This is a genomic window from Actinobacillus suis ATCC 33415, from assembly GCF_000739435.1.
Lineage (GTDB): Bacteria > Pseudomonadota > Gammaproteobacteria > Enterobacterales > Pasteurellaceae > Actinobacillus > Actinobacillus suis.
Genome location: NZ_CP009159.1, coordinates 724,928 through 749,483 on the forward strand (window position 1 = coordinate 724,928; position 24,556 = coordinate 749,483).

At 40.3% G+C, this 24,556-nt stretch carries 21 protein-coding genes and 1 riboswitch; of the genes, 13 read left to right on the plus strand and 8 right to left on the minus strand.

Annotated features, from left to right (window positions below):
* Nucleotides 1–68 precede the first annotated feature (68 nt).
* From ASU1_RS03410 to ASU1_RS03445, 8 genes are all read left to right on the plus strand, one after another.
* Nucleotides 69–1,187: a NapC/NirT family cytochrome c gene (locus tag ASU1_RS03410; RefSeq protein WP_014991461.1), complete on the plus strand. Its 1,119-nt coding sequence runs from the start codon at nucleotides 69–71 to the stop codon at nucleotides 1,185–1,187.
* A 7-nt stretch (nucleotides 1,188–1,194) separates the two neighbouring features.
* Nucleotides 1,195–1,365, plus strand: a riboswitch (molybdenum cofactor riboswitch).
* Between the two features lie 18 nt (nucleotides 1,366–1,383).
* Nucleotides 1,384–3,858 (plus strand): trimethylamine-N-oxide reductase TorA, encoded by a 2,475-nt coding sequence (gene torA, locus ASU1_RS03415; RefSeq protein WP_039195008.1) that lies wholly within the window; start codon nucleotides 1,384–1,386, stop codon nucleotides 3,856–3,858.
* A 203-nt stretch (nucleotides 3,859–4,061) separates the two neighbouring features.
* Nucleotides 4,062–4,466 (plus strand): DUF423 domain-containing protein, encoded by a 405-nt coding sequence (locus tag ASU1_RS03420; protein WP_014991463.1) that lies wholly within the window; start codon nucleotides 4,062–4,064, stop codon nucleotides 4,464–4,466.
* 370 nt (nucleotides 4,467–4,836) lie between these two features.
* On the plus strand, nucleotides 4,837–5,928 hold the full coding sequence (rlmM, locus tag ASU1_RS03425) for a 23S rRNA (cytidine(2498)-2'-O)-methyltransferase RlmM (RefSeq protein WP_014991464.1): 1,092 nt from the start codon (nucleotides 4,837–4,839) through the stop codon (nucleotides 5,926–5,928).
* Nucleotides 5,929–6,036: 108 nt separating this feature from the next.
* Complete coding sequence (dapB, locus tag ASU1_RS03430; RefSeq protein ID WP_014991465.1) at nucleotides 6,037–6,846, plus strand: 4-hydroxy-tetrahydrodipicolinate reductase; 810 nt, start codon at nucleotides 6,037–6,039, stop codon at nucleotides 6,844–6,846.
* 61 nt (nucleotides 6,847–6,907) lie between these two features.
* Complete coding sequence (locus tag ASU1_RS03435; protein WP_014991466.1) at nucleotides 6,908–8,041, plus strand: methionine biosynthesis PLP-dependent protein; 1,134 nt, start codon at nucleotides 6,908–6,910, stop codon at nucleotides 8,039–8,041.
* A 103-nt stretch (nucleotides 8,042–8,144) separates the two neighbouring features.
* A complete protein-coding gene (gene hpt / locus ASU1_RS03440; protein ID WP_014991467.1) occupies nucleotides 8,145–8,684 on the plus strand; it encodes a hypoxanthine phosphoribosyltransferase in 540 nt (179 codons plus the stop codon).
* 93 nt (nucleotides 8,685–8,777) lie between these two features.
* Nucleotides 8,778–10,913 (plus strand): transglycosylase SLT domain-containing protein, encoded by a 2,136-nt coding sequence (locus ASU1_RS03445; RefSeq protein ID WP_014991468.1) that lies wholly within the window; start codon nucleotides 8,778–8,780, stop codon nucleotides 10,911–10,913.
* 102 nt (nucleotides 10,914–11,015) lie between these two features.
* Here ASU1_RS03445 and ASU1_RS11935 read toward each other — a convergent pair whose 3' ends face one another.
* The 4 genes from ASU1_RS11935 to efp all read right to left on the minus strand — a co-directional run bounded on the left by ASU1_RS11935 (nucleotide 11,016) and on the right by efp (nucleotide 15,003).
* On the minus strand, nucleotides 11,016–11,159 hold the full coding sequence (locus tag ASU1_RS11935) for a hypothetical protein (RefSeq protein WP_014991469.1): 144 nt from the start codon (nucleotides 11,157–11,159) through the stop codon (nucleotides 11,016–11,018).
* 54 nt (nucleotides 11,160–11,213) lie between these two features.
* Entirely contained in the window at nucleotides 11,214–12,884 is a 1,671-nt protein-coding gene (gene glnS, locus ASU1_RS03450) for a glutamine--tRNA ligase (RefSeq protein WP_014991470.1), read from the minus strand.
* A gap of 139 nt (nucleotides 12,885–13,023) precedes the next feature.
* The gene (gene icd / locus ASU1_RS03455) at nucleotides 13,024–14,271 is read right to left on the minus strand and encodes an NADP-dependent isocitrate dehydrogenase (RefSeq protein WP_014991471.1); all 1,248 of its coding nucleotides are present in this window, start codon (nucleotides 14,269–14,271) and stop codon (nucleotides 13,024–13,026) included.
* A gap of 165 nt (nucleotides 14,272–14,436) precedes the next feature.
* Nucleotides 14,437–15,003 (minus strand): elongation factor P, encoded by a 567-nt coding sequence (efp, locus tag ASU1_RS03460; protein WP_014991472.1) that lies wholly within the window; start codon nucleotides 15,001–15,003, stop codon nucleotides 14,437–14,439.
* A gap of 150 nt (nucleotides 15,004–15,153) precedes the next feature.
* Here efp and ASU1_RS03465 point away from each other — a divergent pair, with 150 nt between their 5' ends.
* A complete protein-coding gene (locus ASU1_RS03465; protein WP_014991473.1) occupies nucleotides 15,154–15,711 on the plus strand; it encodes a hypothetical protein in 558 nt (185 codons plus the stop codon).
* An 81-nt stretch (nucleotides 15,712–15,792) separates the two neighbouring features.
* Entirely contained in the window at nucleotides 15,793–16,794 is a 1,002-nt protein-coding gene (gene epmB / locus ASU1_RS03470; RefSeq protein ID WP_014991474.1) for an EF-P beta-lysylation protein EpmB, read from the plus strand.
* 103 nt (nucleotides 16,795–16,897) lie between these two features.
* Here the strand turns inward: epmB and asnS are convergent, their stop codons facing one another.
* Complete coding sequence (asnS, locus tag ASU1_RS03475) at nucleotides 16,898–18,301, minus strand: asparagine--tRNA ligase (protein WP_014991475.1); 1,404 nt, start codon at nucleotides 18,299–18,301, stop codon at nucleotides 16,898–16,900.
* A gap of 536 nt (nucleotides 18,302–18,837) precedes the next feature.
* Here asnS and sbcB point away from each other — a divergent pair.
* Genes sbcB through ASU1_RS03490 form a run of 3 tightly spaced genes read left to right on the plus strand, consistent with a single transcriptional unit; the run spans nucleotide 18,838 to nucleotide 21,811 of the window.
* Nucleotides 18,838–20,382, plus strand: coding sequence for an exodeoxyribonuclease I (sbcB, locus tag ASU1_RS03480; protein WP_014991476.1), 1,545 nt, complete (start codon nucleotides 18,838–18,840; stop codon nucleotides 20,380–20,382).
* Nucleotides 20,383–20,398: 16 nt separating this feature from the next.
* Complete coding sequence (locus ASU1_RS03485; protein WP_014991477.1) at nucleotides 20,399–20,989, plus strand: DNA glycosylase; 591 nt, start codon at nucleotides 20,399–20,401, stop codon at nucleotides 20,987–20,989.
* A gap of 3 nt (nucleotides 20,990–20,992) precedes the next feature.
* Complete coding sequence (locus ASU1_RS03490; RefSeq protein ID WP_014991478.1) at nucleotides 20,993–21,811, plus strand: PHP domain-containing protein; 819 nt, start codon at nucleotides 20,993–20,995, stop codon at nucleotides 21,809–21,811.
* Between the two features lie 39 nt (nucleotides 21,812–21,850).
* Here ASU1_RS03490 and ASU1_RS03495 read toward each other — a convergent pair whose 3' ends face one another.
* Genes ASU1_RS03495 through efeO form a run of 3 tightly spaced genes read right to left on the minus strand, consistent with a single transcriptional unit; the run spans nucleotide 21,851 to nucleotide 24,499 of the window.
* Nucleotides 21,851–22,471, minus strand: a complete 621-nt coding sequence (locus ASU1_RS03495; protein WP_014991479.1) for a hypothetical protein — start codon at nucleotides 22,469–22,471, stop codon at nucleotides 21,851–21,853.
* A 10-nt stretch (nucleotides 22,472–22,481) separates the two neighbouring features.
* Nucleotides 22,482–23,672 carry an iron uptake transporter deferrochelatase/peroxidase subunit gene (efeB, locus tag ASU1_RS03500; RefSeq protein WP_014991480.1) on the minus strand — a complete coding sequence of 397 codons (1,191 nt, stop codon included), beginning with the start codon at nucleotides 23,670–23,672 and terminating at the stop codon, nucleotides 22,482–22,484.
* A gap of 14 nt (nucleotides 23,673–23,686) precedes the next feature.
* Nucleotides 23,687–24,499, minus strand: a complete 813-nt coding sequence (gene efeO, locus ASU1_RS03505) for an iron uptake system protein EfeO (RefSeq protein WP_014991481.1) — start codon at nucleotides 24,497–24,499, stop codon at nucleotides 23,687–23,689.
* Between the last annotated feature and the right edge of the window lie 57 nt (nucleotides 24,500–24,556).

Consider the following 24,556-nt stretch of genomic DNA (forward strand, 5'->3'; position numbering starts at 1 on the left):
AGGTATGGTAATCTTCACTCTACTCCTAAAGGAGTATTTTTTTTATTTATAAGTTGTGTGGGGTAAAAATGTCCAAATTTAAATTATCACTAGTAAGCGGAGTGGTGTGTGTTGTGTTAGGTGCTGCAGCATTGTTTGGCGTACAGTCGGCAATGAAAGCGACAAGTTCTACTGAATTTTGTGTAAGTTGTCATTCTATGAGCCATCCGCAAGCGGAATGGGAAGGTAGTGTTCATTTTTCTAACCGCAAAGGGATTCGTGCGGAATGTGCGGATTGCCACGTCCCTCAAGATGGTTTGCATTATGTAAAAGCTAAAGTTGTTGCATTAAAAGATGTGTGGCATACCTTTGTAACCAATAAATTACCGGATCAAGAAGCCTATGAAGCGAATCGTTTAGATATGGCGCAACGTGTTTGGGCAGAAATGAAAGAAACCGACTCGGCAACTTGCCGTAGCTGCCATAGCTTTGATGCGATGATCATCAGTGAACAAAAAGAAGCAGCGCAAAAAATGCATAAATTGGCACAAGAAACCAATCAAACTTGTATTGACTGCCATAAAGGTATTGCACACTTTATGCCGGAAATGCAAGTAGATAACAGTGCGGCATTAGGTGAATTAACTAAACACGCCGGACAATTTAGTGCGAGCGACAAAACATTGTATAACTTAGCGATGGCTCCGTCACAAGTCGCACAAGGCGGTGAAATTCGTTTATTACCGTTTGCAGAAGTCTCACAATGGAAAGAGTCCGGTGATAAGGTTGCTGGCACAATTAAAGGTTGGCAGCAAGTGGGGGCGGAAAGCATCATTTATATGGGGCTAGGTCAGCGTATTATGGTGGGCTTAGTGGCAGATGAAGCAAAAGACAAACTCACTGTTCATCAAACAGTTCATGACAATGTAACCAATTCAGATTGGAAAGAAGTGAGCGCTGAAGTGACATTACCAAAAACGGCGTTAACTGCCGATATTCAGGCACTTAATCGTTTCGGTGACAATTTAAATCAAACCCATTGTAGCGGTTGCCATGCGCCGATTGGTGCAGATCACTATACGGCAAATCAATGGATCGGCGTAGTAAATTCAATGAAAGACCGTACTTCAATGTCAGCAGATGATGTACGTGCGGTAACTATCTATCTACAACGTAACGCAAAAGATGTTGCGGGTAGTTCACACTAATTTTATTTAACTTACATGATACCGAGCTTGTATGCCTAAGTCTTAGATAAGGTGTGCAAGCCTGTGGCAAGCGGTCAAAATTCACAAAATTTTTGCAAAATCAGACCGCTTATCACACCGGATAGTAAAGAAATGCGCTATCCCCTCGTGTTTAGAAAGGTGTCAAATTTAACTTAACTTTCAGAGGGTTATGCATATGAAAACTCAAGAAAAAATTAATGCAAGTCGTCGTGGTTTTATTAAAAACACTTCTCTCGGCCTTGCAGGGACATCTTTGGCAGGCGGTGGTGTAAATGCCTTGATTTCAACGGAAGCGGCAGCGGCAGAAATGCAAACTGTGATGACAGCAGCACACTGGGGGGCATTAGGTGTTGTTGTTGAAAACGGTAAAGTGGTTAAATCTGGTCCTGCGATGCCTTCGTCAATCGAGAATGAACTACAAACGGTTGTACCTGATCAAGTGCACGGTGAAACTCGTGTTAAATACCCAATGGTACGTAAAGGTTACTTAGAGGGTAATAAAGATACGACTTTACGTGGTCGTGATGAATGGGTGCGTGTTTCTTGGGATAAAGCGTTTGAATTAGTTGCAAACGAAATGAAACGTGTGCGTGACGCACATGGCCCAAGTGCAATTTTCGGTGGTTCTTACGGTTGGTATAGCTCAGGTTCACTACATGCAGCCCGTACGTTATTACAGCGTTATCTAAACATTACCGGCGGTTTTGTTGGCGTGAAAGGCGACTATTCAACCGGTGCGGCACAAGTGATTATGCCACACGTATTAGGTACGATCGAAGTGTATGAACAGCAAACCAGCTGGGAAGTTGTCTTAGAAAGCACGGATGTTATTGTGTTATGGTCGGCAAACCCATTAAATACGTTACGTCTTGCTTGGACTTCAACCGATCAACAAGGTTTGGAATACTTCAAAAAATTCAAAGAAAGCGGTAAACGTATTATCTGTATTGACCCAGTAAGAAGTGAAAGTTGCGAATATTTAGGTGCAGAGTGGATTCCGGTTCATACAGGTACTGATGTGGCGTTAATGTTAGGTATGGCACATACTTTAGTAACCGAGGATAAACACGATAAAGAATTCCTCAAAAAATACACTAAAGGCTACGAACAATTTGAGAAATATTTGTTAGGTACGGAAGATAAACAACCGAAAGATGCACAATGGGCAAGTAAAATCTGTGGCGTACCGTCAGAAACCATCAAAAAACTGGCATTAGAGCTACAAAGTAAACGTACGATGTTAATGGCTGGTTGGGGTATTCAACGTCAACGCCACGGTGAGCAAGGTCACTGGATGTTAGTTACATTGGCATCAATGCTGGGTCAAATCGGTTTACCAGGTGGCGGTTTTGGTTTTAGCTACCACTATTCAAACGGTGGTGCGCCGACTGCAACCGGAGGTATTTTAGGAGCGATTTCTGCAAACCCGTCTACTGAAGCGGGCGCAAAAACTTGGTTGGATGAAACCTCTAAATTCTCTTTCCCGCTTGCTCGCATTTCCGATGCATTATTAAATCCGGGTAAAACCATTGACTATAACGGCACAAAAGTGACTTATCCGGATATTAAAGTAATTTGGTGGTCAGGCGGTAACCCATTTACCCATCACCAAGACACCAATACTTTAGTAAAAGCATGGCAAAAACCGGACAGTGTGTTTGTCACCGAATGTCACTGGACACCAACCGCACGTATGGCGGATATTGTTTTACCGGCAACCACAAGTTATGAGCGTAATGACTTAACGATGTCAGGCGATTATTCAATGATGAATATTTTCCCAATGAAACAAGTTGTTCCGCCACAATTTGAAGCGAAAAACGACTATGATATTTTTGCAGAGCTTTCAAAACGTGCAGGTAAAGAACAAGAATTTACCGAAGGTAAGTCAGAAATGGATTGGTTAAAAGGTTTCTATCAAACTGCATTTGATGCGGCACGTAAAAACCGTGTGTTAATGCCTAAATTTGAACAGTTCTGGGCGGATAACAAACCAGTTACCTTTAAAGCGACTGAAAAAGCGAAAAAATGGGTACGTTATGAAGAGTTCCGTAACGATCCATTGCTCAACCCATTAGGTACACCATCAGGCAAAATTGAAATTTTCTCTGATGTAGTGGCGAAAATGAATTACGATGACTGTAAAGGTCACCCAACTTGGATGGAACACGAAGAGTTCGCTGGTAATGCAACCGCAGAAGCGCCGCTTGCATTAGTTACCCCACACTCAAAATATCGTTTACATAGTCAATTAGCTTACAGCTCATTGCGTAAACTTTATGCAGTCAATGATCGTGAGCCGGTATTAATTAATACCGAAGATGCAGCAGCTCGTGGTATTGCAAACGGTGACATCGTGCGTATTTTCAATAAACGTGGTCAGGTGTTAGCGGGTGCAGTGGTAACAGACGGTATCATTAAAGGTGCGATCGCGTTGCATGAAGGTGCTTGGTATGATCCGATGGATCTCGGTAAATCAGAACAGCCGCTTTGTAAAAACGGTAATCCGAATGTGTTAACTCGTGATGAAGGTACTTCTAAATTAGCACAAGGTAACTCACCGAATACTGCAACGGTACAAGTAGAGAAATTTACTGGTGTTGCACCGGAAGTCACCGTATTTAAAGAACCGAAATATACACAAGCATAGTGTTATAAACAGGTAAAACAAAACGCACTAGAGTTTAAATGCTTTAGTGCGTTTTTCTATTCATGCTATAGCTATTTGAAAACAAGCGGTCATTTTCTCAAAATTTTTTGCAAAAAACTGCTTAAAATCGACCGCTTATCTAGATTATTCTCCCGAGGTTATAGAATAGCTGTTATAGTTAGCAAAATTTTTAAGGAGAAATGATGAAAAATAAATTTATCGTATTTGCGGCAATCAGTGGTTTTTTCTGTATTGCTTTTGGTGCTTTCGCTTCTCATGGACTAGCTAAAATATTAGAGGCAAAAGCGTTAGGTTGGATTGATACTGGTCTTCAATACCAAATGTTTCATACCTTAGCTTTATTGGCTTTAGGTTTGTTCCAATTGGTAAATTCCTCACAAAATCCGCCCGCTTGCAGAGCGAAAGCCTTAAACATTATCGGTGGAAGTTGGATATTAGGTATTTTGTTATTTAGTGGAAGTTTGTATGCGTTAGCATTATTTGGACAGCGATTATTTGTGTGGAGTACACCACTTGGCGGCGTATTTTTTATGATTGGCTGGGCTGCGTTAATTTTTGTAAGTTTACGTGCTAAAAAAACCGCCTAATCGGTTAGAATAGGCGGAAAACGTGTTTTTTGTTTTATGGTGTCAGGTATTGACTTGCCAACGCAATCAAGGCTAGAATGATTCCGACATCAATTTTGATTGACAATTGCAATTTACCTTCGTTACAGGTTAGTTTAAATTGCATCTTATAGTTCCTGTCTAATGAGTTAATCAAAAGCAGGTCAAACGCAAAATCCCTGTTGCCGCAGGGATTTTTGCATTCTCCCTGCCACCTATTGTTTTCACATCATTGCAAAAACAACACCTGTTATTATATCCATATTGTATTTTTAATCAATTACTTGTTTTTCCTATTAAAATAGTGCGCAAAACGCTATACTAACCACATTTTTCACTAATTAGAAAACCTATGAATAAACTAGCATTATATTGCCGAGCGGGCTTTGAAAAAGAAACTGCCGGCGAGATTACCGATAAAGCGGCACAATTAGGCGTGTTCGGCTTTGTAAATTTAAAAGAAAATAGTGGTTATATCATTTTTGAATGTTATCAAGCAGGCGATGCGGATCGCTTAGCCAAAGAATTAAAATTTGAACAATTGATTTTTGCCCGTCAAATGATTGTTGTAGGGGATATGCTACAAGATCTGCCTGTCGAAGATCGCATTTCACCGATTTTAGAGCAATACCAAGCGTTAAATCCTCGTCACAGTTCGGATATTTTTGTTGAAACGCCAGATACTAACGAAGCAAAAGAATTACTGACCTTTTGTCGTAAGTTTACCGTACCGCTACGTAATAGCTTAAAAAAGCAAGGCTGGTTAGGTAAATCAGAAAAAGCGAAAGGTAGTATTAGTTTACATATTTTATTTGTGCGTCCAGGCTGTTGTTATGTCGGTTATGCTTATAACGACAATAAATCGCCATTTTTTATGGGGATTCCCCGTTTAAAATTCCCGGCAGAAGCACCGAGCCGTTCGACCTTAAAATTAGAAGAAGCGATCCTCACCTTTATTCCGGAAGCGGAAGAGAAAAAACGTTTTACCGATGAAATGACCGGTGTGGATTTAGGGGCTTGCCCGGGCGGTTGGACCTATCAACTGGTTAAACGTGGCGTATTCGTGTATGCGGTGGATCACGGCAAAATGGCGGCAAGCCTGCACGAAACCGGGCGCATTGAGCATTGCCCTGAAGACGGTTTTAAATTCCAACCGCCTAAACGTAAAATGATTGACTGGTTGGTGTGTGATATGGTGGAACAGCCAATGCGGATCAGCAAATTAATCGGTAAATGGTTAATTAACGGTTGGTGTCGAGAAACGATTTTCAACTTAAAATTACCGATGAAAAAACGTTATCAAGAAGTGCAATTATGTTTAGCGTATCTTGAAGAAGAACTCGAAAAACAAGGTTTTTGGTTTAAAATTCAAGCGAAACATCTTTATCACGATAGAGAAGAAATTACCGTACATATTGCGGTCATGGGACGTAAACCCCAATAAGCAAAATCCACATAAATAAGCGGTAAAATTTTCACAAAATTTTGCAAATTTATGGCAAAATCAGACCGCTTATTTTAACAAGAACAAGACGTTATAGAGGAAGACACAATGACATTAAAAATCGGAATCGTCGGTGCCGGCGGTCGTATGGGACGCAACTTGATTACTGCGGTACAAAATGCGGAAGGCGTAGAGTTAGGTGCGGCATTTGAACGTAAAGGTTCAAGTTTAGTCGGTGCGGATGCCGGTGAAGTGGCGGGCATTGGTGCAACAGGGGTAAAAATCAGCGATGATTTAAGCCAAAATACCAATTTTGACGTATTAATTGATTTTACCCGCCCGGAAGGTACGCTCGAACATATTAAATTTTGTGTAGCAAACGGCAAAAAAATGGTCATTGGTACAACCGGTTTTGATGATGCGGGTAAACAAGCGATTCAAGCGGCAGCAGAGCAAATTTCGATTGTGTTTGCTTCTAACTATAGTGTCGGTGTGAACCTCGTATTCAAATTATTAGAAAAAGCGGCGAAAGTGATGGGCGATTATTGCGATATCGAAGTGATTGAAGCTCACCACCGTCATAAAGTGGATGCACCGTCCGGCACAGCACTATCAATGGGCAAACATATCGCTAAAACACTTGGACGTGATTTAAAAACGTACGGTGTATTTGCTCGAGAAGGCATTACCGGCGAACGTAAACGTGATGAAATCGGTTTTGCAACTATTCGTGCCGGCGATGTGGTCGGCGAACACTCAGTATGGTTTGTCGATGAGGGCGAACGTGTGGAAATTGCCCACAAAGCCTCAAGCCGTATGACTTTCGCCAACGGTGCAGTGCGTGCTGCTAAATGGCTTCAAACCAAGCAAAATGGTCTGTTTGATATGACGGACGTTTTGGATCTGAATAATTTATAGTTTAGATTGAATGTAGGGGCGCACAGAGTGTGTTTAAAATGAATAATAAAAGGAATGAAAAATGACCAAATACAACAACATTGAAACTAAGTTAGTACAATTAGGTAACCGTACTGATCCTCGTACAGGTGCGGTAGCAACACCTATTATTTTATCGACCGCTTATGGCCGTGATGGTTTAGGTGAATCAACAGGTTGGGATTATACTCGTACCAAAAACCCAACCCGTGCCGTGTTAGAGCAGGGTATTGCAGATTTAGAGGGCGGTGATGCCGGTTTTGCAATGGCATCAGGTATGGCGGCAATTCAGTTAGTGATGTCGCTTTTCAAAGCACCGGATGAGTGGATTATTTCAAGTGATGTATATGGCGGCTCTTACCGTTTATTCGATTTCAGTCATAAACATCACAATACAGTAAAACCGGTGTATGTCAATACTGCAGATTTAGCGGCAATTGAAGCGGCAATCACGCCAAATACGAAAGCGATTTTTGTTGAAACACCGTCAAACCCATTAATGGAAGAGTGTGATGTTGATGCAATTTCTAAAATTGCGAAAAAACATAACTTAATGTTAATTGTGGATAATACTTTCTTAACGCCGATTTTATTCCGTCCGATTGAACACGGTGCGGATATTGTGATTCATAGTGCAACGAAATACCTTTCTGGTCATAACGATGTGTTAGCCGGTTTGATTGTAGCGAAAGATTCAGAGGCGACTAAAGTAAACGGTCAAAATCTTTCTGAACGTTTATTCTACTTCCAAAACTGTGCAGGTGCGGTGCTTTCACCGTTTGATTCTTACCTTGCTGTGCGTGGTTTAAAAACCCTTGCGTTGCGTATGGAGCGCCACCAATCGAATGCAACTGAATTAGCGAAGTTCTTAAGTGAACAGCCTGAGATTGATAGCGTACTTTATTCAGGTAAGAGCGGCATGCTTTCATTCCGTTTACAAAAAGAAGAATGGGTGCCGAAATTCTTAAAAGCGATCAATTTGATTACCTTTGCGGAAAGTTTAGGCGGTACGGAAAGTTTTATCACTTACCCGTCAACCCAAACACATATGGATATTCCAGAAGCGGAGCGTATTGCACGTGGTATCACCAATAACTTACTGCGTTTCTCAGTTGGCTTGGAACATGTTGAAGATTTAAAAGCGGATTTACGCCAAGCGTTCGGACAACTAAAATAAGTAAATTGGCATAACATTTTGGTGTTATGCCAAATTTATTTTGATTTTAGTATTAATTGTCATTATCATTACCCTCTATTTTTATTAAGAGAGCTTAAACATTATGAAAAAACATCACGTTGAAACCCTTATTTCTCGCGAAGAAGTTCAATCTCGTATTATGGAACTTGCTAAAGAAATTAATCATCACTATGCACACGCACATTGCGAGAATTTGGTTGTTGTAGGGCTATTACGTGGTTCATTTATGTTTATGGCGGATTTAGTGCGTTTAATTGATGTACCGGTTGAAGTTGATTTTATGACAGCTTCTAGCTATGGTTCAGGTACGGAATCAAGTCGTGATGTTAAGATCTTAAAAGATCTTGATGGTGAGATTCACGGGAAAGATGTTTTAATCGTTGAAGACATTATTGATACCGGTTTTACTTTAAGTAAAGTACGTGATATTTTGAATTTACGTGAGCCTCGTTCGGTAGCAATTTGTACATTATTGGATAAACCTTCACGTCGTGAAGTAGAAGTACCGGTTGAATGGGCTGGCTTTGCAATTCCGGATGAGTTCGTAGTGGGATATGGCATTGATTATGCACAGAAATATCGCAATCTTGATTTTATCGGCAAAGTTGTGATGGATGAATAAACCATTAAAAGAATATAACTAACCGCTTGCAGGAAACTTCAAGCGGTTTTTTGTGCCTAACTTGCTTAAGTAAAGAAAAGGGAGGAAGAAATAATGTGGAAAAAAACAGTTCTAGCTTTATTGGTTGCAGCTTCAGTAAATATAAGTGTTGAAGCAAAGCAGAAAACGAAAGTATACAGTGAGACAGAGGTTGCTCAGCTCCAAGCCGAATTAGAAAAAAAATTAACTGACAAATGGCAAAAAGATCAGCAGGATGCAGCGGAACTTGTTAAGCAAAGAGCTTATTTTGAGCAATTAGATGCAATTTTAAAAGCGGCACAAACAAAGAAAACATTAACGCCGAATGCATTACAGCTAAGTAATGCGTTACTCAAGGCATTAGCCGGCTATCCGCTGGAAATGGAAGCGGAATGGGAATTGCTGAAGACCAAGCTTGCAGTTAAGCAAGTTTCAGAACAAGAAATTTCAGCGTTTTCCGAAAAATATCCGAATTCGATTTATCAGAAGCGCTTAAATCAGCTCACATTTGAACAATTATATCAAGCGGCAAAATGGGCAGAGTTACTTGAGTATGCCAAAAAAGTGACGCCGGAGGGCAATGAAAATCAGTGTCGAGTGTTTTCTGCACAATATCAGTTATTCGCTAGTCAAGCTCAGATCAATCCTGAAGCTGAACAAGCAACACAAAGCAAGACCTCGGTAGATACAGCGGTAAATAGCGTAATAACTGATTTACTCGGACAGTTTGAAAAGTTTTGGTTAAAAACGGCTGAATTACCGCAAAGTTGTGCCGATATTGAAGCTTATTGGCGTGATCAAGGCGGTAAAACAGCGGATAAAATCCGTTTAAAAGCAGTTGAATTATTTAAACAAAATGCAGCTAAAGGCTTAGAAACTTTGAGTTTAAATACTCAAGATTCAGAACTTACTTTGTGGCTTAGCGAAGTAAGCAAACTACAGAATAACGTAAATTATTTGCAAAATTTTGTTCAAAATCAACCGCTTACTGAACACAATAAAGCATTGATTATGTACACCTTTCCTAAATTGTTGAAATCATTAGCTGAAGATATGCCATCACCTAATTTTGCGCCTTACCAAACTTGGGCGGAAAAATGGCAATTAACATCGGCTGAGTTAAAAGAATGGAAAACAGCGTTTATCAGTCGCTTTTTTGATAATCAGTCAGGAGAATGGCAAATTTGGCGTGATAATGAGCTTCAAACATTAAAAGCGGATAATCTGACCGAGCGACGCATACGTATGGCGCTATGGAAAAAAGAGAAGTTGGATACTTGGCTTGTGTTATTATCGGATGAGGCTAAACAAAAAGCAGAATGGCGTTATTGGTTAGCGAAAACAGAAAAAGATCCACAAAAGCGTACTCAACAGCTTACAAGTTTGGCGAAAGAGCGTGGTTTTTATCCGATGTTAGCTGCTCAGCAATTAGATATGAATTATCAGTTTAATCAGCCTGAAGTTAAACCGTTAACAGATGAGCAGATAGCGCAATTTACCTCGCAATTTATACGTATTAAAGAATGGCGTGCGCTTAATCGTTTCGAGTCCGCTAAAGGATTATGGGTTGAATGGCTGAAGACGCTATCGTTTGAGGAGCAACTTGGATTAAGTGAATATGCCAAGCAGCAAGAATGGTATGATTTAGCCGTTGAAGCCACGATTCAAGCAAAAGCATGGGATTATATCGATCTACGCCTACCGAATGCTTATGCACAATGGTTTGATTTAAATCTTACTGAGAAAGGCGTGTCTAACAGTTTTGCGATGGCAATTGCTCGTCAAGAAAGCGCTTGGAGCAGCCAAGCTAAGTCACACGCGAATGCGATGGGGCTAATGCAGATGTTACCGAGTACAGCAGCATTAACGGCGAAAAATATGGGATTGCCGTTTGAGAACGATAAAGATTTGTTTGATCCGCTTAGAAATATTATGTTAGGTACAGCACATTTAAATGAGTTAAATGTGAAGTATCCAAATAATCGTATTTTAATTGCTGCAGCTTATAATGCCGGCGCAAGTCGAGTAGAGAAGTGGTTAGCACGAAGTAATGGCACATTAGCGATGGATGAATTTATTGCTTCAATTCCGTTTTATGAAACGAGAGGATATGTGCAAAATGTAGTAACTTATGATTATTACTATCAAATGTTACAGGGTAAAACAAGCAAACAAATGTTTTATAAAGAGGAATGGCAGAAGCAATACTAATTAGCTGATTAATTTCTTATACTAATAAAACAAGCGGTTAAATTCTTCGGATTTTTTGCAAAATCTTCTGAAAATTTAACCGCTTGTTTATATATAAAACTGTTAGTTTAATGAAAACGCTTTGCTGGTAGATTCGTATTTGATGCCAGAATGCGAGCCTTCAGCACCGTTAAAATAAACATTTTTAGATTGAGAACAAGCACTGATCACTAAAATGCTTGCTACTAAGAAGATAACTTTTTTCATATCTGTCCTCGAGTATGTAAAAAAGCGGCCCTATTTGACCGCTTATCATTAAAATTAAGCTGTAAAACCTTCTTTTAAACTTACAGTTAAGTTAAATACTAAGTTTTCAGCCGAACCGTCTTTACTGTCTAAACAGTAATAGCCTTCACGTTCGAATTGGTAGCCTTGTTCCGCTTTCGCATTAACGAGGCTCGGCTCAGCGAAGCCGTGTTTGATTACCAATGATTCCGGGTTTAATACCGCATTAATATCATCTTCCGCACCTGGGTTTGCTACCGTGAATAAACGGTTGTAAATACGGAATTCAGCCGGTTTATTATCTTCCGCTGATACCCAGTGAATTACCCCTTTCACTTTGCGACCGTCCGCAGGATTTTTACCTAAAGTTTCCGGATCGTAAGTACAGAAAATGGTAGTGATTTTACCGTTTTCGTCTTTTTCTACACGTTCAGCTTTAATTACATAAGCATTACGTAAGCGCACTTCTTTGCCTAATACTAAACGTTTGTACTGTTTATTCGCTTCTTCACGGAAGTCCGCTTCATCGATATAAAGTTCACGAGTAAACGGTAAATCGCGTTCGCCTAATTCCGGACGATTTGGGTGATTTGGTGCTTTTAAGATTTCTTTATCACCAAAGTTTTCAATCACAACACGAACTGGGTTGATTACTGCCATTGCACGTGGTGCGTTTTCGTTTAAATCTTCACGAATACAAGCTTCAAGCGCTGAGTATTCCACCACGTTATCTTGTTTTGTCACACCGATACGGCGACAAAATTCACGTAATGATGCCGGTGTATAACCACGACGACGTAAACCTGAAATTGTCGGCATACGAGGGTCATTCCAACCGTCCACCGTGCCATCTGTCACCAATTTCAATAATTTACGTTTAGAAGTGAGAGTACCTTCTAAATTTAAACGAGAAAATTCATATTGGTGCGGTAATGGACGCTCGATAGAAATATTTTCAAGTACCCAATCGTATAAACGGCGGTTATCTTGGAATTCAAGTGTACATAATGAGTGAGTAATTCGTTCAATCGCATCCGAAATACAGTGTGTAAAATCGTACATCGGATAGATACACCATTTATCACCAGTTTGGTGGTGGTGAGCAAATTTGACACGGTAGATTACAGGGTCACGCATTACGATAAACGGTGATGCCATATCAATCTTAGCACGTAAACATGCTTTGCCTTCTTCAAACTCACCGTTTTTCATTTTTTCAAATAACGCTAAGTTTTCTTCCACGCTACGGTCACGGTATGGGCTGTTTTTGCCCGGCTCGGTTAACGTACCACGATATTCACGCATTTCATCCGGCGAAAGTTCATCAACATAAGCTAAACCTTTGTTGATTAACTCAATTGCATAGCCGTAAAGTTGATCAAAATAGTCAGATGCATAACGCGGTTCGCCTTCCCATTTAAAACCTAACCATTCTACGTCTTGTTTGATTGAATCAACGTATTCAACATCTTCTTTTACCGGATTCGTATCATCAAAACGAAGGTTACATAAGCCTTTATATTCTTGGGCAATACCGAAGTTTAAGCAGATAGATTTTGCGTGACCGATATGTAAATAGCCGTTCGGCTCAGGTGGGAAACGAGTGTAAACGTTATTGTGTTTACCGCTTTTTAAATCTTCATCAATAATATGGGTAATAAAATTCGCACGGGTTTCCGGCACATTTTCTAAAATTTCTTCTGTCATAATTGTTCTCTGTTGCCTTTAAATAAAAATAACAGAGTATTCTACACCGTATTACGAATTTCATAAAGCAGCAAACGGTGAGAAATAAAAAAGCGGTCGAATTGTTTGCAAAATTTGCAAGAAATTCGACCGCTTATGATTACATATTTTGAATAATTGCTTCACCAAATGCCGAGGTGGATAGTAAAGTTGCATCAGTTAGATTGTCGGCGAAATCTGCGGTAACCGTTTTATTCGCAATTGTTTTAGATACTGCATTTATGACTAAGTCAGCCGCTTCTTCCCAACCTAAATGACGTAGCATCATTTCTGCGCTTAAAATCAATGAACAAGGATTTGCGATATTTTTTCCAGCAAGTTTTGGGGCGATACCGTGGGTTGCTTCAAAAATGGCTGCTTCATAACCGATATTTGCGCCGGGGGCGATACCTATACCCCCGACCTGAGCTGCCAACATATCGGAAATATAGTCACCATTTAAATTTAGGGTGGCAATAACATCATAATCTTGAGGATGAAGTAGCGCTTCTTGTAAGAAGGAATCGGTAATGCAATCTTTGATAATAATGATTCGGCCCGTTTTAGGATTAATCAGCTCATATTCTTTATTTTCAGATAGAGTTGCGCCGAATTCCTGTGCAACCTCGTATCCCCATAGCTTAAAAGCACCTTCCGTAAACTTCATAATGTTGCCTTTATGCACGAAAGTGACCGAGCTACGATCGTTATCTATTGCATATTGGATAGCGGCTCGAACAAGACGTTTGGTTCCTTGTTCTGATACGGGTTTAATACCGATACCACAATTTTTAGTAAATCGGATGTTATTTACTCCCATTTCTTGTTGCAAGAAATTAAACAATTTTTCAACTTGCTCTGAACCGGCGAGCCATTCGATACCAGCGTAAATATCTTCTGAATTTTCACGAAAAATTACCATATCGACCAACTCAGGAGATTTAACTGGACTCGGTGTGCCTTCATAGTAGCGAACAGGGCGAAGGCAGTTATAGAGATCTAAAGTTTGTCGCATGGTAACGTTAAGGGAACGAATGCCACCACCGACAGGTGTCATCAATGGGCCTTTAATTGCAATATGAAATTTTTTTATTGCTGCTAGCGTTTCATCAGGTAACCAAATGTCAGTTCCATAAAGCTTTGTTGCTTTTTCGCCTGCATAGATTTCTAACCAATCAATTTTCTTTTTAGATTGGTAGGCTTGCTGTACCGCAGCATCAATCACTTTGATCATCACAGGAGTAATATCTACACCAACGCCATCTCCTTCAATAAAAGGTATGATGGGGTTATCTGGTACATTTAATGAACCATTATCTTGTAACGTAATAGGTGTGCCAAAAAGCGGGGAGTGAAGGTTGTTAAGCATAGTTTCTCCTGTTGTATCTGATGTTCCACAAAGGAGTAATATGCATTAAACAGTACAAAAAACAAACACCTTGTCAAAGGTAATGTTATAATAAAAAATTCTATTCAATAAGAAAAATCTATAAAAAAACGGCAGTTATCACTGCCGTCTTAGATAAAAAGCTAATTATTTTACACGTGAAACGTATTCGCCAGAACGAGTGTCAACACGGATTACTTCGCCGATTTGTACGAATAATGGTACACGAACAACTGCACCTGTGCTTAATGTTGCCGGTTTACCACCAGTACCTGCTGTATCACCTTTTAAGCCCGGATCTGTTTCAACTACTTCTAATTCAACGAAGTTTGGTGGAGTTACAGAAATTGCAGAACCGTTCCATAACGTGATGATACATTCAGCTTGGTCAACTAACCATTTGTCGTTGTCGCCTAATGCTTTTTGGTCTACAGAGATTTGTTCGAATGTTTCAGGGTGCATAAAGTACCAGAAATCTTCGTCTTTGTATGAGTAAGTGTAGTTGTAATCTACAACATCCGCTGCTTCAACAGAAGTACCTGATTTGAAGTTGATCTCTAATACTTTGCCAGAGATTAATTTACGGATTTTAGTACGGGTAAATGCTTGACCTTTACCCGGTTTAACGAATTCGTTTTCAACGATTACACAAGGTTCGCCATCTTGGATGAATTTTAAACCCGGTTTGAAGTCATTAGTGCTGTAACTAGCCATTGTTTCCTCAATTATTTAACAATAAATTAACAAAATTTGAAAACCCACTATTGGATTTGTCAAAAAGACCCATATAATACAGTAATTAGCGAAAGATCTCTAAAAGTTTTTACGCTATACTTTAAAAATCTTATGAATAAGGGAAACTCAATGAAAAAAGTTATTACTCTTTCTGCAATCATTGCTTTATCGATTGCAACGGTTGCGGAAGCAAAGCGTGGTAGTTCATCTCGTTCGGTAACAGGTAAACCGATTGCAGCACAAAAAACACAATCTATTCATTCAAATACGCAAAAAGATGCGACATTTGATAATACGCAAAACCGTGCGAGCCCGAATCAACAGCCTCAAGCAAATGGTGGAAACCGTTTAGCGAGCTTCGCAACCGGTGCGGCGGCAGGTTATGTATTAAGTGAAATGCTTGCACCGACAGCGGCTCAGGCTCAAACACAGCAAGCAGCAACGGTAGCGCAACCGCAAGCGGTTGAAAATGCAAAAAATATTGCAAATAGTGCACCGGCTACAGTGGCAACGTTTAAGAGCATTGGTGGTCAAATTGACCCGTTCTTAGTTGAAAAAACAGATGGCTATCGCCGCTATTGTATTGCCGGTGTGCAATATTTAGCTGCAGCGCAAGGTGGTCAATCTGCGCCAATCGTGATGGTTAATCCAAATGGTTCACCACTTGCGTGTAATTTAGTACAATAATTTCTTATTTTGCGGAGGGGCGTAGCATTACGCCCTTTTTTGTTTTTCTATCAATATTTAGGGCAGCCCCTATGAGTAGTTATGCAACCAGTCCAAATTGAATCTTCCAAACCCCAATGGCTGATTGAATTAGCGCAAGCATTCAATGATCCTATCGCTTTATTAGAACATCTAGAGCTCAATCCACAAGAGTTTGAAACGGCGATAACGGCACGTAAGTTATTCGCGTTGCGTGTGCCTCGCCCGTTTGTCGAAAAAATGCGAAAAGGCGATAAAAATGATCCGCTTTTTTTACAGGCAATGTCGGCGGCGGAAGAGTTTTTACAGATGCAAGGCTTTGTGAAAGATCCCTTGGAAGAACAGCATAGCCCCGCCCCGAATATTTTGCATAAATACCATAATCGTTTGCTGTTTATGATTAAGAACAGTTGTGCGATCAATTGCCGTTATTGTTTTCGCCGTCATTTCCCTTATGATGAAGTAAAAAGCGGTAAAGCGGTTTGGCAACAGGGATTAGACTATATTGCGGAACATACAGAATTAGAAGAAGTGATTTTCTCCGGCGGCGATCCGCTCATGGCGAAAGATAGTGAATTAGACTGGCTGATTTCCGCTTTGGAACAGATTCCGCATATCAAAACATTGCGCATTCATACCCGTTTGCCGGTGGTGATTCCGAGCCGCATTACCGAGCAATTATGTGACCGATTATCAAAATCTCGTTTAAAAGTTGTGATAGTAACCCATATTAATCATCCTAACGAAGTGGATGAAGTCTTAGTCGATAAACTCAATCAATTGCGCCAAGCAAATGTTGTGTTACTCAATCAATCCGTTTTATTGAAAGGGGTTAATGATAATGCGCAAACATTGAAAGCATTAAGTGATAAATTATTTGATAGCGGCGTGTTGCCGTATTATTTGCATTTGCTTGATAGAGTGGAAGGGGCGAGTCATTTCTTTATTGAGGATCAACAAGCAGCAGAAATTTATAAAGAATTGCAACGCATTAGTTCGGGTTATTTAGTACCGAAATTAGCTAGAGAAATTGCGAGAGAGCCAAATAAAACATTGATGGGATAGGATAGTTCAACAAGCGGTTAAGTTTTGCTGATTTTTTGCAAATTTTGACCGCTTATATGCAAAAGGGCGAATAAGATTATTCGCCCTTTTTTGTTAGTCTCGATTAGAAATTCGCATTACGTGGTGCACGTGGGAATGGAATTACTTCACGGATGTTTTGTAAACCGGTTACATAAACGATTAAACGTTCAAAACCTAAGCCGAAACCGGAGTGTGGAACTGTACCGTATTTACGTAAATCACGATACCACCAGTAATCTTCCGGATTTAAGCCCATTTCAACCATACGAGCGTCTAATACGTCTAAACGTTCTTCACGTTGTGAACCACCGATAATCTCACCGATTCCCGGTGCTAATACGTCCATTGCCGCTACAGTTTTACCGTCATCGTTTAAGCGCATATAGAATGCTTTAATGTCTTTCGGATAGTTTTTCACAACTACCGGCGATTTGAAATATTCTTCCGCTAAGAAACGCTCGTGTTCAGAAGAAAGATCGATACCCCAAGAAACCGGGAACTCAAATTCTTTACCTGATTTTAATAAGATTTCAATCGCATCGGTATAATCTACTTGTGCGAATGGTGACGCAATAAAGTTTTCTAAACGAGTGATAACATCTTTATCAATATGTTTTGCGAAGAATTGCATATCATCTTTACGCTCTTCAAGTACCGCTTTAAACACATATTTCAGCATATCTTCCGCTAATTTTGCATTGTCCGCTAAGGTTGCGAATGCAAATTCAGGTTCAACCATCCAGAATTCCGCTAAGTGGCGAGTGGTATTTGAGTTTTCCGCACGGAATGTCGGGCCGAACGTATAAACTTTGCTTAATGCACAAGCGTAAGTTTCACCGTTTAACTGACCTGATACGGTTAAGAAAGACTCTTTACCGAAAAAGTCTTGGCTGAAATCGACTTTACCTTCATCAGTACGCGGTAAGTTTTCTAAATCTAATGTTGAAACACGGAACATTTCGCCCGCGCCTTCCGTATCCGATGCTGTAATAAGCGGAGTTGCAACCCAATAGAAACCTTGTTCGTTAAAGAAACGATGAATCGCTTGTGCTAAACAATGACGAACACGAGCTACCGCACCGATTAAGTTAGTACGAGGACGTAAGTGTGCCACTTCACGTAAATATTCGATAGAGTGACGTTTTGCCGCCATCGGATAAGTATCAGGATCTTCAACCCAACCAACCACTTCTACCTGTGTTGCGTGTAATTCAACTGCTTGACCTTCTGCCGGAGATTCAACCACTTTACCGGTTACGATAACGGAACAACCTGCGGTTAAACGTAAAACTTCATCGTTATAATTTGCTAAATCGTTATTAATGATCGCTTGGATCGGATCAAAACAAGAACCGTCATAAACGGCTAAAAATGATAAACCTGCTTTTGAGTCACGGCGGGTACGTACCCAACCACGTACTGCAACTTCTTCGCCTACCGCAACTTTGCCTGATAGGATCTCCGAAACTGTTGGAAATTTAGACATTGAATACCTCAATCTTTATTGTGAGTTTTATAGAAAATAATCGTTCGGTATTTTACAAGAATAAGTAAGGAAATAAAGGAAATTGTCGATTTTTTTCTGCATTTTCGTTGCTAGAACAAGAATTTGCTAAAAATTCTTTGTGCTTTTAATTAGATTACAAATTACTGATGCTCAAAAATAAGGCAATGTAAGAAAAAATTCAAAGAATCTGCCATATTATGCAGTTCAGTATAAATTTCTCACACAGTGAATTCATCTAACTTATTGATATATAAGAAAAATAAAATAAATTCAAAAAAATTAAAAATTTTTAATATTTTTGTGAACTTTCTGAAATCCGTCCAGTCATACTTAACGCTAACTGAACAGAATTCATGTAAGTTTTTTTCATTTCCTTAGGTAAGACCTCCCCCGGCATCGCTTTCTTGGTGTCGGGTTTTTTTCTATCCATAATTCCCTTATTTGTAAAATTTCCTGCAAATTTAACCGCTTAGCTATGCTACAATGTGATTAATTTTTCCTAATTGAAGCGATCAATGAATAAAAATCTTACTTTTTTCTTTTATGATTACGAAAGTTTCGGTGTGAGTCCGGCGTTAGATCGTCCGGCACAGTTTGCCGGTATTCGTACCGATAGTGATTTTAATATCATCGGTGAGCCGGTGATGTTCTATTGTAAGCAAACACCGGATTATTTACCCTCGCCCGAAGCGGTGATGGTAACCGGTATCACTCCGCAACAGTGTAACGCTGAAGGCGTGTCAGAACCGGAATTTGCTGCACGTATTCACGCTGAATTCAGCCAACCGAACACTTGTATTTTAGGCTATAACAATATTCGTTATGATGATGAAATGACCCGTTATACCTTTTTCCGCAATTTCTTTGACCCGTATGAATATAGTTGGAAAAACGGCAATTCACGTTGGGATCTGTTAGATCTTGTTCGAGCTTGTTATGCACTGCGTCCGGATGGTATTGAATGGGTAACGGACGAAAACGGTGTGCCGAATTTCAAATTAGAGAATCTCACCAAAGCGAACGGCATTGCTCATGAAAATGCGCACGATGCAATGGCGGACGTTTACGCCACGATTGCGATGGCGAAATTGATTAAGCAAAAACAGCCGAAACTTTTCCAATTTTTCTTTGAAAATCGTGGTAAGAAAGAAATTGAGAAAATGATTGATACCGGTGATATGACTCCGTTGGTACACGTTTCCGGTATGTTTGGCAACGCACGAGGCAATACTGCTTGGATTGCACCGATTGCGTGGCATCCGACCAATCAAAATCAAGTGTTATGCTGCGATCTATCGGGCGATGTTAGTGCCTTATTAACGGATTCGGCAGAAGAATTACGTACTCGTTTATACACTAAAAAAGAAGAGTTAGCTGAAGGTGTTGCACCCGTGTCATTAAAAGGCGTGCATATCAACCGCTGTCCGATTATTGCGCCGGCAAAAGTGTTGTTGCCTGAAAATGCGGCTCGCTTAGGCATTGATCGTGAGCGTTGCTTGGAAAATCTCAAATTACTGAAAGCAAATAAAAGTTTAGTACGTGAGAAAGTAACTGAAATTTTTATGGAAGAACGTCGTTTCGAGTCTTCTGCGAATGTGGAAACCACGTTATATGACGGTTTCTTCTCGCCGGCGGATAAAAATAATATGGCGATTTTACGTACTTTACCGCCGCAAGAATTGGCGCATCACGGCTTACAGTTTGCTGATGAACGAGTAGAAGCTTTACTATTCCACTATCGTGCTAGACATTATCCCGAAACATTGAGCCGAGCGGAACAGATTAAATGGCAGAAATATTGCCATCAGCAGATAGATGCCAAATCGGCACAATTTGCCGAAGCGATTGATAACTTATTCCAAATTCATCACGATAATCCGGAAAAGGTAAAATTATTGGAAAATTTGACCGCTTACGCTGCACAAATTGCGGAATTTCAGGTAGTTAAACACACCGATAATGCGCAAAATGAACAGTTGGTTTCAGCCTTAAATCAAGTGGTGGAACAGGGTATGGATAAAGCGGCGAAGTTGGAAATGCTAAAGGCATTAATTAAATAAGTAGGAGAAAACGGCTATGCAACAACCTTTAGAACATCACCCGTTTCAACCGGTGTTACCAACCTCCGCAACCGTAGTGATGATGGGGACTTTTCCGCCGACAGGTGAAAAACGCTGTATGGAATTTCATTACCCGAATTTCCAAAACGATATGTGGCGTATTATGGGCGCAGTTTTCTATGATGATACCGACCATTTCCGTGTTGGCGATGAAAAACGTTTTGACCCAATAAAAATCGAAGCGTTTTTACGCGAAAAGGGCATTGCGTTGTGTTCATCAGCACAAACAGCCATTCGCTTAAAGGGTAATGCTTCGGATAAGGATTTAAAAATCGTTGATCCGGTAGATATGCCGCAATTATTAAAAACATTACCTCATGTGAAATGGATTTTTACCACTGGCGGTTTGGCAACAGATACGTTACTCGGTTTATTAAATGAAAAAATTAAAGCACCGAAAACGAATGAATGGATTCACTATCCGTACTGTGCCGAGCGTGAACTTTTCCTTTACCGTTTGCCATCTACCTCTCGGGCTTATCCATTGAGTTTAGCTAAGAAAATCGAGGCGTATCGACAATTTTTTATTCAAGCAGGATTACTTTAACGCATGAAATATGATTTACATTCACACAGCACCGCATCGGACGGTATGCTTAGCCCGACCGAATTGGTTCAGCGTGCGTTAGAGCAACAAATCGAAATGCTTGCCTTAACCGATCACGATACCGTAGCAGGGATTCAAGAAGCGAAACACGCAGCACAAGGGCAACCGATTCGCTTTATTGCTGGCGTAGAAATTTCTATCGTTTGGGAAGGTAAAAGCATTCACCTTGCCGCTTTAAACGTGGATGAGACGCATCCTGCATTAGTAGCATTGTTAGATAAGCAAGCGTTACTGCGTGAGCAAAGAGCGGTCGAAATCGGCGAAAAACTTGCAAAAGCCGGCATCCCAAATGCTTACGAAGGGGCAAAAGCGTTAGCAAGCGGAGAAGTTACCCGTGCGCATTACGGGCGTTTTTTACATGAAAACGGTTATGTACGAAATATCGAACACGCCTTTAAGAAATACCTCGGGGGCGGTAAACCAGCTTACGTTAAGCCAATGTGGTGTAGTCTAGAAGAAGCGATTGAAGTAACGCATCAAGCGGGTGGGGTGATTTGTATTGCGCATCCGTTGCGTTATAAATTAACCGGACGCTGGATTCGCCGTTTAATCGCTGATTTTAAATTAGCCGGTGGTGACGGCATTGAGGTTGCCGGCTGCGGGCAAACGCCGGATCAACGTCAATTGATCGCACGTTGGGCAAAAGAGTTTGATTTATATGCTTCGGTCGGTTCGGATTTCCATTACCCGACCGGTTGGATTGAACTTGGCAGAGGTCTAACACTGCCGGCAGATTGCAAACCGATTTGGGATTTGTTTTAAGGGAAAAGGGCGTGTTAAACGCCCTTTGCTTTATCTGAATTATTGCACTTTAAATTGGCTAAACTCAGCCATTACTTTGCCTAATTCAGCTACTCTCCGTTCAATCTTAGCCATATCCGGTTTTTCAGCGGTAATCGCAATCCGCATTAATCCGAGTGAACGTTCAAATTTACCATAGTGAGTTAAACTCATTTCACGGATCGTTTTTTCGTATTTCGCCCAATTTTTACCGAAATGACGTGCCGCCATTCTAATTTGCTTAAGCTCTTTGGTTTGTACCGCACGTTGCAAATTGTAATAAAGTGGGGTCATTTGTTTAACGAAAGTTTGGTGTTTAGCTGCATAGTCCACCGGATTTTGTTCTTTTTCAAAACGGTATAGATGCTTAGCGACATTTTCTACGTTGGCTAGATCCGTAGTTTTAATCGCTTGGCTTAAAGCATCCGCTACGTTTTTACCCGCTTCCGAATGATGCGCCTCAAACTGATTAAAGGCCTGCTGTAAAGCGGTCAAATTTTGCTGAGATTTTGTAACTTCACCTTTTTTAAGTTCTGCCATTGCTTCAGAGAGCTGTACGAATAACGGGCTAACGTCTACTTTCGCTAATGTGATTGAACTAGCAAAGAGCAGAGGAATGATGATTAATTTTTTTAATGTCATTTGCTATTCCTTAGAGTAAATCGAATAAGGCTTTGCCAAGATAATCATTTTCGTCTTTTACACCGGCAAAGCAGGCAAATAAGCCGCTGCCGATATGGGTAATATATTCGTTCATTTTGTCGATATTTCCTAAAGCGTTTTGCACTTTGATAAATTGCTCGGGGCTTTGTTGGAACGAAATAAACAGTAAGCCCGAGTCAAATTGCCCTTTATCGTCAATACCGCTGGCGTAGGAGAACGAACGTCTGAGCATTTTTACTCCCGTTTTATGGGCAAGGTGTGTATGCGAAATTTCCGGCATCACTGGATTACCTTTATCATCTTTTTTCGCCAGATCGAATTTTTCAAATTCGTGTTTATAACCAAGTGCCGCCCCTGAATCACGATAACGACCGAAGGTTTCTTCCTGCGATCTTAAATGTGTACGATCCCAAGTTTCTAAGAACATTTTGACACGGCGAACCACTAAATAAGAACCGCCTTGTAGCCAACCGTTTTGTACCCAAACCACATTATCCTGATCTTTTAAACTCTCGGCATTTGCGGTACCGTCTTTAAATGCAAATAAGTTACGTGGCGTTTCATTATTTAAAAATGAGTTAAAGCCCATTTGCGACCATTTCATTTTGACTTCACCACGAACAGCCCGCACTAAATTACGCACCGCATGGAAGGCAACTTGGGGATCGTCGGCACAGGCTTGAATACAAATATCGCCACCGCTAAATTCAGCTTGCAATTGATCACGAGGAAAGTGTGGCAAATCTTGTAATTCGGTCGGCTTATGTTTTTCAATACCTAATTTTTTAAAGAAAGCAGCACTGATGCCAAAAGTGAGTGTGAGATGTTGCGGCTCTAAGCTATCCGCTTCACCGGTATCAGCAGGCGGAACATAGGCATTATTGCTATAGGGTTTTACATTTTTACCTTGTGTCAAATTACGGCTATAACTTGTCCAAGTCTGAAAAATTGCTTTCACTTTTGCAATATCAGTAGTATCTAAATCCAAGACGAGAAAATAGATATGTTTTTGTGCAGGGGTGACGATACCGGCTTGATGTTGACCATAAAAAGGATATTGATTCTGTACGTGTGAGCTAAGTTGTCGTGATTCTAAAGCAAAAGTAGGAGCGGACAATAAGCCTGCTCCTACCAATGCGGTGTTTTTTAGAAAATCACGGCGAGAATGTGTGTCTGCCATAATTTATTCCTACCTTATTTCTCTAATAGAACACCTAATTGGGCTAACGGTTCGCCAAGTTGATTTACCGCTTCGGCTAGTGCTTTCACATCCGCTTTTGACAGAGTGTTATAAGCTACGTAATCGTAACCGTTTTTCGATTTATTGTGTTTTGCCAGTAAGGTATTGACTGCAGCAAAGCGAGCGGCAATTTCCGCCGAAAGTTTCGCATCCGTTTTGTCTAATTGCGGTTTAAAGATTTCATAGATTTTTTCTGCCCCTTCAATGTTGGCTTTAAAATCGTAAAGGTCGGTTTTAGAGAAAATTTCCTCTTCGCCGGTTACTTTAGTAGTGGACACCTCATTTAATAAATCGACTGCACCGGTGATCATTAATTCAGGCGTAACTTCCGCCGTCGGAATTTTCGCACGTAATTCTTTAACGTCTTTCAGTAACTGTTCCGCAATAGCTTTTGTACCTTTGGTCGTATTTTTTTCCCATAAGACTTTTTCGATTTTATGGAAACCTGACCAATCTTTTTCCGTTTTACCTTCTTCGGTTAAATCGGCAAGACGTGCATCAATACGAGGATCTAAATCACCAAAACTTTCGGCAATCGGTTCTGAACGTTCAAAATACATTCGTGCAAGCGGGTAAATTTGCTTCGCTTTTTGCACATCGCCTTGGTTTAAATAATCAACAAACTTTTCCGTATCCATCACTAATTGATCAATCTGTTCAACCACAAATTGCTTATATGCTTCGGTTTCTTTCGTTAAATCTAAAGCAAAAGATTGGGTCGTGAGTAGTAAACCCGAAAGCAAAGCTGCTAATTTTGTTAACTGCATAAAAATGTCCTTTTAGCTAAATATAGTGTTGCAACTATATTCTTATTAATAATCATT

What these genes read in the sequence shown, in the direction of transcription:
- ASU1_RS03410 (WP_014991461.1), top strand. Translation starts at nt 69, where the DNA reads ATGTCCAAATTTAAATTATCACTAGTAAGCGGAGTGGTGTGTGTTGTG.
- torA (WP_039195008.1), top strand. Translation starts at nt 1,384, where the DNA reads ATGAAAACTCAAGAAAAAATTAATGCAAGTCGTCGTGGTTTTATTAAA.
- ASU1_RS03420 (WP_014991463.1), top strand. Translation starts at nt 4,062, where the DNA reads ATGAAAAATAAATTTATCGTATTTGCGGCAATCAGTGGTTTTTTCTGT.
- rlmM (WP_014991464.1), top strand. Translation starts at nt 4,837, where the DNA reads ATGAATAAACTAGCATTATATTGCCGAGCGGGCTTTGAAAAAGAAACT.
- dapB (WP_014991465.1), top strand. Translation starts at nt 6,037, where the DNA reads ATGACATTAAAAATCGGAATCGTCGGTGCCGGCGGTCGTATGGGACGC.
- ASU1_RS03435 (WP_014991466.1), top strand. Translation starts at nt 6,908, where the DNA reads ATGACCAAATACAACAACATTGAAACTAAGTTAGTACAATTAGGTAAC.
- hpt (WP_014991467.1), top strand. Translation starts at nt 8,145, where the DNA reads ATGAAAAAACATCACGTTGAAACCCTTATTTCTCGCGAAGAAGTTCAA.
- ASU1_RS03445 (WP_014991468.1), top strand. Translation starts at nt 8,778, where the DNA reads ATGTGGAAAAAAACAGTTCTAGCTTTATTGGTTGCAGCTTCAGTAAAT.
- ASU1_RS11935 (WP_014991469.1), bottom strand. Translation starts at nt 11,159, where the DNA reads ATGAAAAAAGTTATCTTCTTAGTAGCAAGCATTTTAGTGATCAGTGCT.
- glnS (WP_014991470.1), bottom strand. Translation starts at nt 12,884, where the DNA reads ATGACAGAAGAAATTTTAGAAAATGTGCCGGAAACCCGTGCGAATTTT.
- icd (WP_014991471.1), bottom strand. Translation starts at nt 14,271, where the DNA reads ATGCTTAACAACCTTCACTCCCCGCTTTTTGGCACACCTATTACGTTA.
- efp (WP_014991472.1), bottom strand. Translation starts at nt 15,003, where the DNA reads ATGGCTAGTTACAGCACTAATGACTTCAAACCGGGTTTAAAATTCATC.
- ASU1_RS03465 (WP_014991473.1), top strand. Translation starts at nt 15,154, where the DNA reads ATGAAAAAAGTTATTACTCTTTCTGCAATCATTGCTTTATCGATTGCA.
- epmB (WP_014991474.1), top strand. Translation starts at nt 15,793, where the DNA reads ATGCAACCAGTCCAAATTGAATCTTCCAAACCCCAATGGCTGATTGAA.
- asnS (WP_014991475.1), bottom strand. Translation starts at nt 18,301, where the DNA reads ATGTCTAAATTTCCAACAGTTTCGGAGATCCTATCAGGCAAAGTTGCG.
- sbcB (WP_014991476.1), top strand. Translation starts at nt 18,838, where the DNA reads ATGAATAAAAATCTTACTTTTTTCTTTTATGATTACGAAAGTTTCGGT.
- ASU1_RS03485 (WP_014991477.1), top strand. Translation starts at nt 20,399, where the DNA reads ATGCAACAACCTTTAGAACATCACCCGTTTCAACCGGTGTTACCAACC.
- ASU1_RS03490 (WP_014991478.1), top strand. Translation starts at nt 20,993, where the DNA reads ATGAAATATGATTTACATTCACACAGCACCGCATCGGACGGTATGCTT.
- ASU1_RS03495 (WP_014991479.1), bottom strand. Translation starts at nt 22,471, where the DNA reads ATGACATTAAAAAAATTAATCATCATTCCTCTGCTCTTTGCTAGTTCA.
- efeB (WP_014991480.1), bottom strand. Translation starts at nt 23,672, where the DNA reads ATGGCAGACACACATTCTCGCCGTGATTTTCTAAAAAACACCGCATTG.
- efeO (WP_014991481.1), bottom strand. Translation starts at nt 24,499, where the DNA reads ATGCAGTTAACAAAATTAGCAGCTTTGCTTTCGGGTTTACTACTCACG.